We start from the raw sequence: 15,679 nt of genomic DNA, 5'->3' as shown, positions 1-15,679 counted from the left end.
CACGGTCGCGCTATGCGACCACGGGCGCACTCTGCGACCAGCTAATTTGAACCCGTCTGCCTGGAGAAATTCCGACATGATCGCTGCCAGACCAGCCCTGAGCCGTCGCCTCCGCATGGTGGGAGCCGCGATCTCGATCGGTGCTGCGAGCATGCTGAGCTCCGTGCCGGCGTTTGCACGCGGTCCCGAGGGCATCGCCGACATCGCCGAGAAGGTGATCGACGCCGTCGTCAACATCTCGACGTCGCAGACGATCGAGGCCAAGGACCGGACGATGCCACAGCTGCCGCCGGGCTCGCCATTCGAGGAATTTTTCGACGACTTCTTCAAGAACCGCCGCGGGCCGCCTGGCAAGGGCGGCGAGAAGGGTGGCGAGTTCCAGCCGCGCAAGACCAACTCGCTCGGCTCGGGCTTCATCGTCGATACCGCGGGTATCGTCGTCACCAACAATCACGTCATCGCCGACGCCGACGAGATCAACGTGATCCTCAACGACGGCACCAAGATCAAGGCCGAGCTGGTCGGCGTCGACAAGAAGACCGACCTCGCGGTGTTGAAGTTCAAGCCGCCGAAGCCGCTCACCGCGGTCAAGTTCGGCGACAGCGACAAGATCCGCCTCGGCGACTGGGTGGTCGCGATCGGCAACCCGTTCAGCCTCGGCGGCACGGTGACCGCGGGCATCGTCTCGGCCAAGAACCGCGACATCAGCCAGGGCCCGTATGACAGCTACATCCAGACCGACGCCGCGATCAATCGCGGCAATTCCGGCGGTCCGCTGTTCAACCTCGATGGCGAGGTGATCGGCGTCAACACGCTGATCATCTCCCCGACCGGCGGCTCGATCGGCCTCGGTTTCGCCGTGCCGTCGAAGACGGTGGCCGGCGTCGTCGACCAGCTGCAGAAGTTCGGCGAGCTGCGCCGCGGCTGGCTCGGCGTGCGCATCCAGCAGGTCACCGACGAGATCGCCGACAGCCTCAACATCAAGCCGGCGCGCGGTGCGCTGGTTGCCGGCATCGACGACAAGGGCCCGGCCAAGCCGGCCGGCATCGAGCCCGGCGACGTCGTCGTCAAGTTCGACGGCAAGGACGTCAAGGACCCGAAGGACCTGTCGCGCATCGTTGCCGACACCGCGGTCGGCAAGGAGGTCGACGTCGTCATCATCCGCAAGGGAAATGAGGAGACCCGCAAGGTCACGCTCGGCCGGCTGGAGGACAACGAGAAGGTTCAGCAGGCCAACGCCAAGGCGAAGGACGACCCCGCCGAGAAGCCGGTGACCCAGAAGGCGCTCGGTCTCGACCTCGCGGCGCTGAGCAAGGACCTGCGCACCAAGTACAAGATCAAGGACAGCGTGAAGGGCGTCGTCGTCACCGGCGTCGACGGCAACTCCGATGCCGCCGAGAAGCGGCTGTCGGCCGGCGATGTCATCGTCGAGGTGGCGCAGGAGGCGGTGGCCAACGCCGCCGACATCAAAAAGCGCGTCGATCAGCTGAAGAAGGACGGCAAGAAGTCGGTGCTGCTGCTGGTCTCCAACGGCGACGGCGAACTGCGCTTCGTCGCGCTCGGCGTGCAGTAGAGTGCGCTGACGCCTCGCCCCTCACTGTCATCCCCCGCGAAAGCGGGGGATCCAGTACGCCGCGGCGTCTCGATTTATCGCAACTTTCTCTGGAATACTGGATCGCCCGCATGCGTGGGTGATGACGAGAATTGGGGTTCACCCGGCCACAAACTCGTCCCTCCGATAGCCCTGCGCGTACAACAGCGCAGTGAGATCGCCGTGGTCGATCCGGACCGCGGCCGCGGCTGCGACCGCCGGCTTGGCGTGATAGGCAACGCCGAGGCCAGCGGCCTGGATCATGCCGAGATCGTTGGCGCCGTCACCCACCACCAGCGTGTCGATATCGTCGAGGTCGAAGGATTCGGTGAGCTCGATCAGGGTGGCGAGCTTGGTGGCGCGGCCGAGGATCGGCTCGACCACTTCGCCGGTCAGCTTGCCGTTCGCGACCTGCAGCTGGTTGGCGCGGTTCTCCTGGAAGCCGACCTTGGCCGCAACCACATTGGTGAACAAGCTGAAGCCGCCCGAGATCAGGCAGGTATAGGCGCCGTGCGCGCGCATGGTCATGACCAGCTCGCGGCCACCCGGCGTCAGCGTGATGCGCTTGTCGAGCACCTCGTCGACCACGCTGACCGGCAGGCCCTTGAGCAGCGCCACGCGCTCTCGCAGCGCGGACTCGAATTCGATCTCGCCGCGCATCGCGCGCTCGGTGATGGCGGCAACATGGGCCTTCAGCCCGGCGAAGTCGGCGAGCTCGTCGATGCACTCTTGACCGATCATGGTCGAATCCATGTCGGCCAGAAAAAGCTTCTTGCGCCGGGCCGTCCGAGGCTGCACGACAATGTCGATCGGCAGGTCGCCGCGGGCCTGGCGCAGTCGCTCCTCGATGGCTTTGATGCCGTCCCTGCCGGCGTCTTCGCTGGAATTTTGGCTCTCGAACGGAATGTCGACGGCGACCTCGTTGAACAGCCACTGCGCCGGGTCGGGTGAGGGCAGCACGGCTCGCGCGCCGTCGACGATGGTGGCGTCGAGCGCGGGGCTTGCAGGATTGCAGATCAGCGTGGCAACGAGGGACATGCAGGCGCATTCGGGATTGTTGGACAAGGCAGTGCTTATCGCAGGGCCGACCGCCAGCGGCAAGTCGGCGCTGGCGCTGGCGCTCGCGCAAAAGACCGGCGGGGTCGTGATCAACACCGACTCCATGCAGGTCTATCGCGACCTCAGGATCATCACCGCGCGGCCGACGGCCGCCGAGGAGGCGCTGGTTCCGCACAGGCTTTATGGCCACGTCGACGCCGGCGTGAATTTCTCCGCCGGCGCCTGGGTGGCCGATGCGACGAAGGTGCTCGGCGAGGCGCGAGCGCAGGGACGGCTACCGATTTTCATCGGCGGGTCGGGCCTGTATTTCAAGGCGCTGACGCGCGGCTTGTCGGCGGTGCCACCGATCCCGGCGGCGGTGCGCGACGGCGTGCGCGCAAGGCTGGAGCAGCGCGGCGTCGACGCACTGCATGCCGAGCTTGCAGCGCGCGATCCGGTGTCGGCCGAACGGCTGAAGCCGCGCGACCGCACCCGCATCGCGCGTGCGCTCGAGGTCGTCGAGGCCACCGGCCGCCCGCTGCCGGACTGGCATCGCGAGGGCCTGCCGCCGCTGTTGCCTCGGAGCGAATTCCACGCGCTATTTCTCGCGCCGGAGCGCGAGCGGCTCTATGCACGGATCGACGCGCGGTTCGGCGCGATGCTCGATGCCGGCGCGCTCGACGAGGTTGCGGCGCTTGCGGCGCGCGGGTTCGATCCGCTGCTGCCAGCCATGAAGGCCCATGGCGTGCCGGCGCTGATCCGGCACCTGAAGGGCGAGATCAGCCGGGAAGAGGCAGCCGAGATCGGCCGGGCCGACACCCGCCATTACGCCAAGCGCCAGTTCACCTGGTTTCGCCACCAGCTTCCTGAATTCGACTGGGTGGCGCCGGAGGGGGCGATGGGGTGGCTGGAACGGCAGATATCGTAGCCCCCGGATGGAGCGAAGCGAAGCCGGGTGTTTCAACTGGCGCAGGCCCCCGGCCCCGGATTGCGCCTCGAGCTACAGATCGCCCCCACGCCCGTCAGCCATGCGCGTTCGCCTGCGCAAAAACACTCGCCGAACGAGCGGAACCCCGGTAGAGTGCGGAAATCGCGAAACTGCTTGCCTTGCCTTGACATTCGGGCTTTGGCCGCTATGTTCGCGCAACCTTTGGGAAGACTGGGTCGTCTCGTGCGCAACATTATTACCAAACTGCTTATCGTCGTCGTACCCAGGCACACCGCCGGGGATGGCTAGCGGCCATCCAAATTCGGGCGGTGTGCATGGGGCCTCTGGGGCCCCTTTTTATTGCCCGAAGCAGAACTGACGAGAACTGACAAAAGCCGCGCAAAAACAAGCGCATCCGGAGCGAACCATGACCGACAAGAGCCACGATCCCAATCAGATGACCGGCGCCGCGATGATCGTGCGCGCGCTCATCGATCACGGCGTGCAGCATGTCTTTGGCTATCCCGGCGGTGCGGTGCTCCCGATCTACGACGAGATTTTCCAGCAGAGCGAAGTCGAGCACATCCTGGTCCGCCATGAACAGGGCGCCGGCCATGCCGCGGAAGGCTATGCGCGCTCGACCGGCAAGCCCGGCGTGGTGCTGGTGACGTCGGGTCCTGGCGCGACCAACATGGTGACGCCGCTGACCGACGCGCTGATGGATTCGATCCCGCTGGTCTGCATCACCGGCCAGGTGCCGACCCACCTGATCGGCAACGACGCCTTCCAGGAGTGCGATACCGTCGGCATCACGCGGCCCGCCACCAAGCACAACTGGCTGGTCCGCGACGTCAATGACCTCGCCAGGGTGCTGCACGAGGCCTTCTATGTCGCCACCACCGGCCGGCCCGGCCCGGTCGTGGTCGACGTGCCGAAGGATGTGCAGTTTGCCACCGGCACCTATCATCCGCCGCGCAAGTCGGACGTGCACATCTCCTACACGCCGCGCGTGAAGGGCGACGCGACGCAGATCCGCAAGGCGGTGGCGCTGCTCGCCAACGCAAAGCGTCCCGTGATCTATTCCGGCGGCGGCGTGATCAATTCCGGCGCCGAGGCCTCGCAACTGCTGCGTCAGCTGGTGGAGGTGACCGGCTTTCCGATCACCTCGACCCTGATGGGGCTGGGCGCCTATCCCGCGTCGGGTCCGAACTGGCTCGGCATGCTCGGCATGCACGGAACCTACGAAGCCAACATGACCATGCATGATTGCGACGTCATGCTGTGCGTCGGCGCGCGCTTCGACGACCGCATCACCGGTCGTACCGACGCGTTCTCGCCGGGCTCGAAGAAGATCCACATCGACATCGATCCGTCCTCGATCAACAAGAACATCCGCGTCGATGTGCCGATCATCGGTGACGCCGGCAACGTGCTCGGCGACTTGCTGCAGGTGTTCAAGGCGGAAGCCAGGAAGCCGGACATCAAGGCGTGGTGGCAGCAGATCGCGCAATGGCGCGCGCGCAACTCGCTGTCCTACCGCAAGAACAACGATATCATCCTGCCGCAATACGCGATCCAGCGCCTGTTCGAGCTGACCCGCGGCAAGGACACCTACATCACGACCGAAGTCGGTCAGCATCAGATGTGGGCCGCGCAGTTCTTCGGCTTCGAGGAGCCGCACCGCTGGATGACCTCCGGCGGTCTCGGCACCATGGGCTATGGCCTGCCGGCCGCGGTCGGCGTGCAGGTGGCGCATCCGGACAGCCTGGTGATCGACATCGCCGGCGACGCCTCGGTGCAGATGACGATCCAGGAGATGTCGACGGCGGTTCAGTTCGAGCTGCCGATCAAGATCTTCATCCTGAACAACCAGTACATGGGCATGGTGCGGCAGTGGCAGCAACTGCTGCACGGCAATCGCCTGTCGCATTCGTACTCCGAGGCACTGCCGGACTTCGTCAAGCTCGCCGACGCCTATGGCTGCGTCGGCCTGCAGGCGACCAAGCCTTCCGATCTCGACGGCGCGATCAAGGAGATGATCTCGATCAAGCGCCCGGTGCTGTTCGACTGTCGCGTCGCCGCGCTGGAGAACTGCTTCCCGATGATCCCGTCGGGCAAGGCGCACAACGAGATGCTGCTGCCGGAAGAAGCGACCGATGAGGCCACCGCGAAGGCCTTCTCCGGTGGCAAGGCATTGGTGTGATGATGCGCGACACAAACTCCACTGTCATCGCCCGGCTCGACCGGGCGATCCAGTACGCCGCGGCGTCTCGATTGCTCTCGGGCGTCTCTGGAATACTGGATCCCCGCTTTCGCGGGGATGACAAGCGAGAGAGCAGAGTGACTGGAAGCCAAGATGTTTGATCTCAACGAGCTCGAGCGCGCGCACAGGATCGTCGGCACTGCGGTGCCGACGACGCCGGCGTATGCCTGGCCGCTGCTGGCCGAGCGGCTTGGCACCGAGGTCGTGGTCAAGCATGAGAACCACACGCCGACCGGCGCCTTCAAGGTGCGCGGGGGCCTGGTCTATCTCGAGCGGCTGAAGCGCGAGCGGCCCGAGGTGCCCGGCATCATCTCGGCGACGCGCGGCAATCACGGCCAGAGCCTTGCCTTCGCGGCGGGCCGTCACGGCGTGCCGGCAACAATCTACGTGCCGCGCGGCAACTCGGTCGAGAAGAACCGCGCCATGCACGCGTTCGGCGCCGAGCTCGTCGAGCACGGCGAGGACTTTCAGGCTGCGCGCGAGGAGGCCGAGCGGCGTGCCCAGTTCGCCGGCCTGCACATGGTGCCGTCGTTCCACCCGGACCTGGTGCTGGGCGTTGCGACCTACGCGCTCGAGCTGTTCCGCGCCGCGCCCGACCTTGCCATTCTCTATGTGCCGATCGGGCAGGGCTCCGGCATCTCCGGCTGCATCATGGCGCGCGACCTGCTCGGTCTGAAGACCGAGATCGTCGGCGTGCAGTCGACCGAGGCGCCGTCCTACGCGCTGTCGTTTGCGGCCGGAAAGATCGTGACCACCGAGACCAGCAACACCCTTGCCGACGGCATGGCGACGCGGATTCCGGACGGGGATGCGTTCGCTCTCATTCGGAAGGGTGCGTCCCGCATCGTGCAGGTCACCGACGAGGAGGTCGGGCAGGCGATCCGCGCCTACTGGACCGACACCCACAATCTTGCCGAGGGCGCAGGCGCCGCGGCGCTTGCGGCGGCGCTGCAGGAAAAGGGCAAGCTCGCCGGCAAGCGGGTCGGCCTGATCCTGAGCGGCGGCAATATCGATTTCGATCTGTTCCGGACCTGGATCGGGGCGGATGTTGCGCCGGCCGCCGAGCGGGCGGTGGCGTGAAAAGAATGTAAGGGGACAACCATGAACCAGCCCGCATCCGCCTACTTCCTCGAAGAGCGTCACGATCCCACCGAGACGCACACTTTGTCCGTGCTGGTGCAGAACGAGCCCGGCGTGCTCGCACGCGTGATCGGCCTGTTCTCCGGCCGCGGCTACAACATCGAAAGTCTCACCGTCTCGGAGACCGAGAGCCAGAAGCATCTCTCGCGGATCACGATCGTCACCACGGGCACGCCGATGGTGATCCAGCAGATCAAGCATCAGCTCGACCGCATGATCCCGGTCTACCGGGTCGTCGACATGACGCTGACCGGCAGCTCGATCGAGCGCGAGCTTGCGATGGTCAAGGTGAGAGGCGGTGGCGACCACCGCGTCGAGGCGCTGCGGCTGGCGGACGCGTTCCGCGCCCGGGTGATCGATGCCACGACCGAGAGCTTTGTGTTCGAGATCACGGGCAATTCGTCCAAGATCAGTCAGTTCATCGACCTGATGCGGCCGCTGGGCCTGGTCGAGGTGTCACGAACCGGGGTGGCCGCGATCACGCGTGGGCCGGAAGGGATGTGAATCATGTTGGCGCGCGACTGGTACTACACGCAACGGCGGCAGGTCGGTCTCGATACCGCGATCGCGTCGATCTATGACGTCAGCGAGGACAGCGATGTCCGCGCCCGTCAGGCGCTGACCATGCTCGGCGCCAAGCCGGGCTGGCGGATCGCCGATATCGGCTGCGGCAACGGCGTGCTGGCGACTGAGGCGGCGCTGATGGGCGCCGAGGTCGACGCCATAGACATCTCGCCGGCGATGATCGGGCTTGCCGAAATCTACGCGCGCGACCGCAAGGCGGCGATCCGGACCCAGCCGGCCGGGCTGCTGTCCTTCGCCTATCAGCCGAATTCCTACGATCTTATCGTCAGCGAGTTCACGCTGCATCATTTGCCGGATTTCTGGAAGGCTGTGGCGCTGTCGCGGATCTTCAACGCGCTGAAGCCCGGCGCGAACTTCTATCTGCGCGACATGGTGTTTGTCAGCATGCCCGACGGTGTCGATCGCGATGTCGAGGGGTGGGCCGATTTTTCGATCAAGAACCACGATTTCGAGCGCGAAAGCGTGATGACCCACATGCGCGACGAATACTCGACCTTCGGCTGGGTGATGGAGCGCATGCTGACCGAGACCGGATTCACGATGGTTTCCGCCGACTATCACGCACCGCTGCACGGCACCTATCTGCTGCGCAAACCGAAACCCGACGAGCAGATCTAGATCCCGACCGACTGAGCAAAACGGAACCAAAGAAGAAGAACAATGAAGTCGGCCGATGTTGGCATCGCCGTCATGGTTGCGGTGATCTGGGGGCTCGCGTTCGTCGCAAGCCGGATCGCGCTCGATGAGCTGCCGCCCGAATTGATGACGGCGCTGCGCTTTGGCATTGCGGCCGTGCCGTGCCTGTTCCTGCGCAGGCCGCGCCAGGTGTCGTGGCCGCTGCTGATCGGGATCAGCCTGACCTTGTTCCTCGGCCAGTTCCTTGCGCAATCCATCGCCATCGCCCATGGCATGCCGGTCGGGCTTACCAGCGTGATCGTGCAGAGCCAGGCGCTGTTCACCATCGGCTTTGCTGCGGTGTTGTTCGGCGAATCGCCGTCGCGGCTGCAGACTGTCGGCATCGCCATCGCCGTGATCGGCCTGCTGATGATCTGCGGCACCGTCGGATACGATTTCAGCGTCGCAGCCTTTGCCATCCTGATGATCTCGCCGATTTCGTTCGCAATCGGAAACCTGCTGCTGCGGCCGGCGCAGGGCGCGCGCATGTTCGACCTGTTCGCATGGCTGTGCCTGTGTGCCGCGATCCCGTTGTTCGGCCTGTCGCTGCTGACGCTTGGCGCGAAGCCGATGTGGCAGGCGTTGTCGCATCTGTCCTCGGCCGGCATTGTCTCCATGCTGTTTGTCGGCACCGTTTCCACCAGCATCGCCTACTGGCTGTGGGGCCGGCTGCTCAGGGATTATCCGGCCGCACAAGTGGTGCCGTTCGCGCTCTTGGTGCCGTTCGTGGGCTCCGCGGCCTCCAGCATCGTGTTCGGCGAGACATTCGGGCCGCTGCGGCTGGCCGGCATGGTCACGGTGATCACGGGCATCGCCGTGATGCTGCTGTCGAAACGTCCAAAAGCTCTGCCGAAAGTCGCGTGAGGGCACCATGTCGAATTCGCTGCTGTTTGCCTTTGTCGTGTTTGCCGTCGTGATGTTCTTCACACCGGGCCCCAACAACATCATGCTGCTGTCGTCGGGGCTGACCTACGGCTTCCGCCGCACGGTGCCCCACATCGCCGGCATCACGATCGGCTTTGCCTTCATGGTCGGCGCGGTCGGCGTCGGGTTAGGGGCCGTCTTCATCGCCTATCCTGTGCTGCAGACGATCCTGAAATATGGCGGTGTCGCCTACCTCGTCTACCTCGCCGCCGTCATCGCCATGGCCGAGCCGCCCTCGGCGGACAAGGACGGCAAGCCCGGCCGCGGCCCGATGACCTTCTGGGGAGCGGCCATGTTCCAGTGGATCAATGCCAAGGGCTGGGTGATGGTGATCGGCACCATCACGGCCTATGCGGCGATCGCCGCCTTCCCCTGGAACATCGCGATCCAGGTCGGCCTGAGCCTGATCCTGGGGACAGTGTCCTGCATCGTCTGGGCGCTGTTCGGTACCGCCTTGCGGCCGATCCTGACCTCGCCCCGGGCGATCCGGATCTTCAATGTGGTGATGGCCATCCTGCTGCTGGCCTCGCTCTACCCGGTCTTCATGGACGCATGATGCCGCACCGCGCCATGCGAGATGGGGGTTTCCCCTGAGGGGGAAAATGCTCTAGACAACGCCGGAAATTCGCGGGCGCCCGGCGGCTCTGACCTTCCGAAAGCCTGATTCATCGGCCGATTTTGGCCCCCTTCAAACGAGGAAACCACGATGCGAGTTTACTACGATCGCGATGCCGACCTGAACCTGATCAAGGGCAAAAAGGTCGCCATCGTCGGCTACGGCAGCCAGGGTCACGCCCATGCGCTGAACCTGAAGGATTCAGGCGTCAAGGAAGTGGCGATTGCGCTGCGCAAGGGCTCGGCCTCGGCCAAGAAGGCCGAGAACGCCGGCTTCAAGGTGATGGAAGTCGCCGAAGCCGCCAAGTGGGCCGACCTCGTCATGATGCTGACCCCGGACGAGCTGCAGGGCGACATCTATCGCGAGCACCTGCACGACAACATGAAGAAGGGCGCGGCGCTCGTGTTCGCCCACGGACTCAACGTGCACTTCAACCTGCTCGATCCGCGCGCCGACCTCGACGTGCTGATGATCGCGCCGAAGGGCCCCGGCCACACCGTGCGTTCGGAATATCAGCGCGGCGGCGGCGTGCCCTGCCTGATCGCGATCGCCAAGGATTCGTCGGGCAACGCCCATGACCTCGGACTCAGCTACGCCTCGGCGATCGGCGGCGGCCGCGCCGGCATCATCGAGACCACCTTCAAGGAAGAGTGCGAGACCGACCTGTTCGGCGAGCAGGTGGTGCTCTGCGGCGGCCTGGTCGAGCTGATCAAGGGCGGCTACGAGACCCTGGTCGAGGCCGGCTACGCGCCCGAGATGGCCTATTTCGAGTGCCTGCACGAAGTCAAGCTGATCGTCGACCTGATCTATGAAGGCGGCATCGCCAACATGAACTACTCGATCTCCAACACCGCCGAATACGGCGAGTATGTCACCGGTCCGCGCATCGTCACGGCCGAGACCAAGGCGGAGATGAAGCGCGTGCTCGCCGACATCCAGGGCGGCAAGTTCGCCCGCGACTGGATGCTGGAGAACAAGGTCAACCAGACCTCGTTCAAGGCGACCCGCGCCAAGCTCGCTCAGCATCCGATCGAGGAAGTCGGCGCCAAGCTGCGCGACATGATGCCCTGGATCAAGAAGGGCGCGCTGGTCGACAAGAGCAAGAACTGAGGTTGAATTTGCAGGGCAAGCCCGGCTTGCCCTGCACGCCAAAACGAAAAGGGTGGGCGCGTTGCCCACCCTTTTTCTTTTGCATGAAGGCGCGGGTGGAAGTTCAACCGGCCGCCATCGGCTGCTTCTCGATCCTGTTGTGCAGCTGCCAGAACCGCACGGTGCGCTGTGCGGTTTCCAGCGACAGCCGCCGGTAATCGCGCTGCGCGACCTCGATCGTCGCATGGTCGAGCGGATGCGGCAGCGGCCGCTTGCGCAGGATAGTTTCGACCGTCGGCCAGTTGAGCCGCGCCGAGCGGCACGGGATCAGGAGCAGGTCGGAGCGGAGGCCGAGCATCAGGCGTTCGATCATCGCGATCGGCATGTCGTTGAGCACCGCGAGTGCGACCGTGACCTCGTCGAACTTGCCGTCCTCGGCGAATTTGTAGACCGCCGCGTCGTCGAGCTCGTTCAGCTGCTTCATCAGCTTGACCAGCTCTTCGGCGATGCCGTAGTTGCGGCGCGGAGCCGCGGCCTCTTCCTGCGCGATGTCGTTCAGCACCTGGCTGATCTCCTCGCGGGCCCGGGGCGAGGCGATCGCGAGCAGGCGGGCGCGCACCGTATCCTTGGCGCGCTGCAGGAGGTCGCGCAGCAGCTTGGCCGGAATGTCGATGCGCAGCCCGAGGATCTCGACCAGCTCGTCGTCGTCTTCGGCGCGGGCGACGATGCTGGAATAGCCATTGTCGGAGAACTGTGCGCCGGCGTTCTTGGCGAGACGCCGGATCACCCTGTCCTCGCCGCGCTCGATGATCACGTCGGTGACGGAGGCTGGCAGGTTCTCCCGCGCCGAGATCGCGAACAGATGGTCCTGTCCCTTGCTGCCGGCGATCTCGCGCAGTGCGTCGTTTGAGAGGCGGCTGGAGTGGGTCAGCACATCGCCCGCGACGCTGATGTCGTCGTCCCAGGCGAGGTGCTGAATCACCTCAAACGGCGCGTAGTCGAGCGGTGCGAGCCGCTTGCTGAGCTCGGCCCGCGCACGCGTCTCGACGCGGGCAACGAGCAGGCAAAGCACGTCGTCGAACACTTTGACCTGTTCGTCGTTGAGGCGGTCGCCGTCGTTCAGGAACAGATCGGTGACCTGCCGCAGCGTCTGCACGCGCTTGGCTGACGTCCCGTCCCGGACCGCATCTTCGAGTTCGGCAATAATCGATTGTGACGCCTGTTGCGCCATCGATGGGCAACCTTGTTTTTCTTGGATGACAACAGTCTGCACGATATCGCTAGTTGTCTTACACCTGCGTTAAGGTGGAACCCGGTGCAAATGTGGTGGCGTCGCATCGTTAACGAGCCGCGACCGGACATGATTCATTTCGCGCCTTCGCCGCAGCGCCAGGCGAGGTGAGCGCGCCTTAACAGATTGTTTAGGACGATGCGCACCGCGTGACGGCGAAGATGTCGATCGATGCGGCGCGCCCGCGCAACTGCGTCGAGCCAAGCGGCTCGATGGCAACGTCCCGGTCCGAGGGCAGCAGGCGAAGCAGCTCGCCCGATACAAGCAGCGGCCGGCCAACCTCCTTGCAATGCGCTTGAAGCCGCGCCGTGACGTTCACGGTGTCGCCGAAATAGGCGATCTGCCGCCGCGAGTCCCCGCATTCGCTGATGACGACCGGTCCGGCATGCATCCCGGCGCGGAATGTGGGCACCACGCCGAACTCCTTGCGATATTGATCGGCCCGCTTGGCGAGGCGGTCCTCGATCGCGAACACGCAGTCGAGATACCGCCGCGACGGCTGGCATGTGCCGGCCGGCCAGGTCACGATCACCTCGTCGCCGACATAGGCGTGAACCTCGCCGCCATGCCCCACGATCGCGTCGTCGATGTCGAAGAAGAAGCGCGTCAGCAGCTCCTGCACGCGCAGCTCGCCCATGGCCTCGGCCAGCGACGTCGAGCCGACCAGGTCGAGAAACAGCAGCACGCGTTCCTCGCGTACCGGGTGGCGATAGCGCCCAAGCACGACGTTGAGCAGCGTCCGCCCGCCGATCATCCGGACCAGCTCGTAGATCGTCGTGATCGGGATCGAGAGCAGCAGCGCGAAGCCTATGATCTTCAGGAAGATATCGCGAATCCACTTCGCCTCTAGCCCATGCCCGTAGAGAACGACCTCAAGCACAATCGCGGCGAGCGCGACGGTGACGGCCAGGATGACGGAGCGCGCGGTGAGCTCGACAATCAGCGGCAGGCGCCGCAACCAGGTGCCGCGCGCGGTCAGATAGAGATGCGTGCCCCAGACGATCAGACTGATGGCGGCGCCCTCGAGGGCGCTACGCATATAGTTCGCGACCGAGGCCTCGTTGGATTCATCGAAGGCATAACGAAACAGCCCACCAACGAGCAGGCCGAACACGGCCAGAACGATCGCAGGCGTCACGGCGCGGCGCATGGTCCCTCCACGTCCATGAAATATCCTGCGCCGATCGGGAAGGCCAGCGGCGGCGCGCCTGAAGGTGAACGGGATGCATTGCGGCCGCACTCATGTATGGTCCGACTGCGGTATCGATTGAAAGAGGGAAGGCGGCATGGAATCGGGTCTCGCGACAGGCGTGTTCAGGCTCAGGGCCCTGGTTGCGGCCGCCTTCTTTATCGCCCTCGCGCCGGTCGCTCACGCCGGCGACCAGGGCGATCCCGAGCAGTCCTGCGACGGCAACACCTACCAGATGGTCGAGTGCCTCAAGGCCAAGACCGCGCAGTGGGACAAGCGGATGAACGTCGCCCATCAGCAGGCGCTGAAGGATGCTTCCGGCGACAAGCAGCGCGAACAGCTGCGCACCGCGCAGCGGCTGTGGATCCAGTACCGTGACGCCAACTGCCTGTACTACGACCTCGGCGAGGGCACCATCGCGCGCCTCGATGCCGGCGAATGCATGCGCAGCATGACGGAAACCCGTGCCAAGGAACTGGAGAATCTTGGCCATCAGTGAGCCATCTTCCTGAGTCAGGACCTTGGGCATGACCGACGGAAAGAGCCAGGACGAATTGACCCAGCTCGCGGAGGAGGCGTTGCGCGCCCAGCCCGGCTGCGAGACCGCGCGCGTGCCGGCGGTCGCCGCGCTGCCCGATGCGCAGATCGGACGCAACTGGCAGATTCCGAACGTCGTGATCGGCGACAGCCTGATCAGCGACGTCGATCGCGCGGTGCTGTCGGTTCATCGCCAGCTCGGCCGCAAGTTTCACTTGGTGTGAGGCGGCCTGATCTCAGTTCGCCTGCGCCTGGTGTGGTGCGGGCCGCGCGACCATGCCGATCATCCTGAGCGCGAACACGGCGGCGAGCGGCACGAGGAACAGCGCGTAGAGCGGCATCTCGGGAATTCGCTTGCCGAACGAGACCATGAACTGCAGCAGCAGATAGTAGCCGTCGATCAGGTGCAGCCTGCGCCAGGCGCGCGAGCCGAGCATCGCGGCCGTGCGATCGAACGAGGTTGCGGCCAGTGCGATGATGACGAGATAACCGATGCCGCCGAAGATGTAGGAGACTACGGAGGTTGCGGCTGCGAAGCCGGGCGGATCGAGCATCGCGAACGCGGCGATCGCGACCGCATGGATGCCGTGCGAGGCCGCGAAGGTGACGCCCAGATAACGGCGGTTGCGGCGCTGCCAGTACGTCCAGGCGTTCGGCCAGAGCCGCGCCAGCGCCGCGGCCGAGAAGGCGAGGCAGAAGAACAGCAGGGACGTCCGTGCGGTGAAGCGGACCACCATCCGCGCGCCCTCGACCTCGAACTGCCGCATCGCAGCGATCCAAATCGAAAGTCCGATCAGGGTCAGCGCGAGCAGGCCGAACAGCCGCCAACCTTCGAACCAGTTTCGATGCGTCGCCATATCCTGCCTCCATTTGCTGATGTAATCATCAGTTACATTTTGCGATCGAGCGCGGTCAATCCGTGTAATCATCGCTTACATTCACAAGCGGGTGATGCTAGAGGTGCGCAATGCGTCGCCCCGCCAAAGGCCCGCCTGCCGGGCGCCGGCCCGCCAAGCCGCGTCCGGCGCGGGCGTCGGCGGCCAGGCCGTACCACCATGGTGACCTCCGCCGGGTCCTGATCGACGCCGCCATGCAACTGGTCGGCGAGGGCGGGCCGGAGGCGGTCAGCGTGCGCGAAGCCGCCCGCCGCGCCGGGGTTTCGCCGGGCGCACCGTTCCGGCATTTCCCGAGCCGGGACGCCCTGATGAACGCGGTGGCCGAGGAGGCGCAACGCCGTTTCCGCGTCGAGATCGAGGTGGCGCTCGCCAATGCACCATCAGACGATCCGCTCGGCCGCTTCCGCTGCCTTGGGATCGCTTATCTGCGCTGGGCGATGAAGAACCCGACCCATTTCGAGATCATCTCCAGCCGTCGCTTCTTCGACCACGACCGCTCGGCCGGCGTCTCCAGCGACAACGCCGAGTTGATCGGCCTGACCGAGCGCACGCTGGCGGAGGCATTTTCGGCCGGTCAGCTCGGGACGCGTGACCTCAAACAGGTCCAGATCGCCGGCCGCGCGCTGGTCTATGGTTTTGCGCGGATGCATATCGACGGCCATTTGCCGCGCTGGGGCGTCGCCGATGCGGAGGTCGAGCAGATGGCCGCCGACATCGTCGATCTCTTCATTGCGGGCCTTGCAGGGAGTGCGGCGCCTGCGGCCAAGGTCTAGCGCGCGCCGGTGCCGGACCCGGCGGGCAAATTCATTGCGCGTTCATGACGATTCAATTACGGTTTCGTGACGTCGCGCAGACACCGGCTGTGCGGTGTGCCTCCTGGCCATTGCCAGTCAAGGCCGTGGCATTGCGCCGGGTTG

Annotated in this window: 16 protein-coding genes; 12 read left to right on the top strand and 4 right to left on the bottom strand. The window is 65.2% G+C overall.

Annotation, left to right across the window (positions count from 1 at the left end):
- The first annotated feature begins 76 nt into the window (after window positions 1-76).
- Entirely contained in the window at window positions 77-1,573 is a 1,497-nt protein-coding gene (locus ABIB78_RS08205) for a Do family serine endopeptidase (protein ID WP_429023472.1), read from the top strand.
- A 138-nt stretch (window positions 1,574-1,711) separates the two neighbouring features.
- Here the strand turns inward: ABIB78_RS08205 and serB are convergent, their stop codons facing one another.
- The gene (gene serB, locus ABIB78_RS08200; protein ID WP_429023471.1) at window positions 1,712-2,629 is read right to left on the bottom strand and encodes a phosphoserine phosphatase SerB; all 918 of its coding nucleotides are present in this window, start codon (window positions 2,627-2,629) and stop codon (window positions 1,712-1,714) included.
- Here serB and miaA point away from each other — a divergent pair.
- The 8 genes from miaA (at window position 2,628) to ilvC (ending at window position 10,870) form a co-directional block, all read left to right on the top strand.
- Window positions 2,628-3,557: a tRNA (adenosine(37)-N6)-dimethylallyltransferase MiaA gene (miaA, locus tag ABIB78_RS08195; protein WP_429024036.1), complete on the top strand. Its 930-nt coding sequence runs from the start codon at window positions 2,628-2,630 to the stop codon at window positions 3,555-3,557. The genes serB and miaA overlap by 2 nt on opposite strands.
- A 427-nt stretch (window positions 3,558-3,984) precedes the next feature.
- Window positions 3,985-5,760 carry an acetolactate synthase 3 large subunit gene (locus tag ABIB78_RS08190; protein ID WP_429023470.1) on the top strand — a complete coding sequence of 592 codons (1,776 nt, stop codon included), beginning with the start codon at window positions 3,985-3,987 and terminating at the stop codon, window positions 5,758-5,760.
- Window positions 5,761-5,913: 153 nt separating this feature from the next.
- Window positions 5,914-6,900, top strand: a complete 987-nt coding sequence (locus ABIB78_RS08185; protein WP_429023467.1) for a threonine dehydratase — start codon at window positions 5,914-5,916, stop codon at window positions 6,898-6,900.
- Between the two features lie 21 nt (window positions 6,901-6,921).
- The gene (gene ilvN / locus ABIB78_RS08180) at window positions 6,922-7,464 is read left to right on the top strand and encodes an acetolactate synthase small subunit (protein ID WP_244067285.1); all 543 of its coding nucleotides are present in this window, start codon (window positions 6,922-6,924) and stop codon (window positions 7,462-7,464) included.
- A 3-nt stretch (window positions 7,465-7,467) separates the two neighbouring features.
- Window positions 7,468-8,163, top strand: a complete 696-nt coding sequence (locus ABIB78_RS08175) for a class I SAM-dependent methyltransferase (RefSeq protein ID WP_429023464.1) — start codon at window positions 7,468-7,470, stop codon at window positions 8,161-8,163.
- A 42-nt stretch (window positions 8,164-8,205) separates the two neighbouring features.
- Complete coding sequence (locus tag ABIB78_RS08170) at window positions 8,206-9,084, top strand: EamA family transporter (RefSeq protein WP_429023462.1); 879 nt, start codon at window positions 8,206-8,208, stop codon at window positions 9,082-9,084.
- A gap of 7 nt (window positions 9,085-9,091) precedes the next feature.
- Window positions 9,092-9,700 carry a LysE family translocator gene (locus ABIB78_RS08165; RefSeq protein WP_429023460.1) on the top strand — a complete coding sequence of 203 codons (609 nt, stop codon included), beginning with the start codon at window positions 9,092-9,094 and terminating at the stop codon, window positions 9,698-9,700.
- A gap of 150 nt (window positions 9,701-9,850) precedes the next feature.
- Window positions 9,851-10,870, top strand: a complete 1,020-nt coding sequence (ilvC, locus tag ABIB78_RS08160; RefSeq protein WP_028342350.1) for a ketol-acid reductoisomerase — start codon at window positions 9,851-9,853, stop codon at window positions 10,868-10,870.
- 103 nt (window positions 10,871-10,973) lie between these two features.
- Here ilvC and ABIB78_RS08155 read toward each other — a convergent pair whose 3' ends face one another.
- Window positions 10,974-12,080 (bottom strand): DUF2336 domain-containing protein, encoded by a 1,107-nt coding sequence (locus ABIB78_RS08155; RefSeq protein WP_429023457.1) that lies wholly within the window; start codon window positions 12,078-12,080, stop codon window positions 10,974-10,976.
- A gap of 190 nt (window positions 12,081-12,270) precedes the next feature.
- The gene (locus tag ABIB78_RS08150; RefSeq protein ID WP_429023455.1) at window positions 12,271-13,290 is read right to left on the bottom strand and encodes an adenylate/guanylate cyclase domain-containing protein; all 1,020 of its coding nucleotides are present in this window, start codon (window positions 13,288-13,290) and stop codon (window positions 12,271-12,273) included.
- Between the two features lie 136 nt (window positions 13,291-13,426).
- Between ABIB78_RS08150 and ABIB78_RS08145 the strand changes: the two genes are divergently transcribed.
- A complete protein-coding gene (locus tag ABIB78_RS08145) occupies window positions 13,427-13,828 on the top strand; it encodes a lysozyme inhibitor LprI family protein (RefSeq protein WP_429023452.1) in 402 nt (133 codons plus the stop codon).
- Window positions 13,829-13,856: 28 nt separating this feature from the next.
- On the top strand, window positions 13,857-14,090 hold the full coding sequence (locus tag ABIB78_RS08140; protein ID WP_429023450.1) for a hypothetical protein: 234 nt from the start codon (window positions 13,857-13,859) through the stop codon (window positions 14,088-14,090).
- A 12-nt stretch (window positions 14,091-14,102) separates the two neighbouring features.
- Here ABIB78_RS08140 and ABIB78_RS08135 read toward each other — a convergent pair whose 3' ends face one another.
- Complete coding sequence (locus tag ABIB78_RS08135) at window positions 14,103-14,723, bottom strand: hypothetical protein (protein WP_429023448.1); 621 nt, start codon at window positions 14,721-14,723, stop codon at window positions 14,103-14,105.
- Between the two features lie 110 nt (window positions 14,724-14,833).
- Between ABIB78_RS08135 and ABIB78_RS08130 the strand changes: the two genes are divergently transcribed.
- The gene (locus tag ABIB78_RS08130; protein ID WP_429023446.1) at window positions 14,834-15,535 is read left to right on the top strand and encodes a TetR/AcrR family transcriptional regulator; all 702 of its coding nucleotides are present in this window, start codon (window positions 14,834-14,836) and stop codon (window positions 15,533-15,535) included.
- Window positions 15,536-15,679 lie beyond the last annotated feature (144 nt).

It is taken from the genome of Bradyrhizobium sp. I1.14.4 (assembly GCF_050435825.1).
GTDB lineage: Bacteria > Pseudomonadota > Alphaproteobacteria > Rhizobiales > Xanthobacteraceae > Bradyrhizobium.
The sequence above is the reverse complement of the archived record's forward strand: the minus strand, read 5'-3'. Positions and strand labels throughout refer to the sequence as shown.

Bases quoted from the DNA above. Each gene is read 5' to 3' on its own strand.
- ABIB78_RS08205 (WP_429023472.1), top strand. From the start codon at position 77: ATGATCGCTGCCAGACCAGCCCTGAGCCGTCGCCTCCGCATGGTGGGA.
- miaA (WP_429024036.1), top strand. From the start codon at position 2,628: ATGCAGGCGCATTCGGGATTGTTGGACAAGGCAGTGCTTATCGCAGGG.
- serB (WP_429023471.1), bottom strand. From the start codon at position 2,629: ATGTCCCTCGTTGCCACGCTGATCTGCAATCCTGCAAGCCCCGCGCTC.
- ABIB78_RS08190 (WP_429023470.1), top strand. From the start codon at position 3,985: ATGACCGACAAGAGCCACGATCCCAATCAGATGACCGGCGCCGCGATG.
- ABIB78_RS08185 (WP_429023467.1), top strand. From the start codon at position 5,914: ATGTTTGATCTCAACGAGCTCGAGCGCGCGCACAGGATCGTCGGCACT.
- ilvN (WP_244067285.1), top strand. From the start codon at position 6,922: ATGAACCAGCCCGCATCCGCCTACTTCCTCGAAGAGCGTCACGATCCC.
- ABIB78_RS08175 (WP_429023464.1), top strand. From the start codon at position 7,468: ATGTTGGCGCGCGACTGGTACTACACGCAACGGCGGCAGGTCGGTCTC.
- ABIB78_RS08170 (WP_429023462.1), top strand. From the start codon at position 8,206: ATGAAGTCGGCCGATGTTGGCATCGCCGTCATGGTTGCGGTGATCTGG.
- ABIB78_RS08165 (WP_429023460.1), top strand. From the start codon at position 9,092: ATGTCGAATTCGCTGCTGTTTGCCTTTGTCGTGTTTGCCGTCGTGATG.
- ilvC (WP_028342350.1), top strand. From the start codon at position 9,851: ATGCGAGTTTACTACGATCGCGATGCCGACCTGAACCTGATCAAGGGC.
- ABIB78_RS08155 (WP_429023457.1), bottom strand. From the start codon at position 12,080: ATGGCGCAACAGGCGTCACAATCGATTATTGCCGAACTCGAAGATGCG.
- ABIB78_RS08150 (WP_429023455.1), bottom strand. From the start codon at position 13,290: ATGCGCCGCGCCGTGACGCCTGCGATCGTTCTGGCCGTGTTCGGCCTG.
- ABIB78_RS08145 (WP_429023452.1), top strand. From the start codon at position 13,427: ATGGAATCGGGTCTCGCGACAGGCGTGTTCAGGCTCAGGGCCCTGGTT.
- ABIB78_RS08140 (WP_429023450.1), top strand. From the start codon at position 13,857: ATGACCGACGGAAAGAGCCAGGACGAATTGACCCAGCTCGCGGAGGAG.
- ABIB78_RS08135 (WP_429023448.1), bottom strand. From the start codon at position 14,723: ATGGCGACGCATCGAAACTGGTTCGAAGGTTGGCGGCTGTTCGGCCTG.
- ABIB78_RS08130 (WP_429023446.1), top strand. From the start codon at position 14,834: ATGCGTCGCCCCGCCAAAGGCCCGCCTGCCGGGCGCCGGCCCGCCAAG.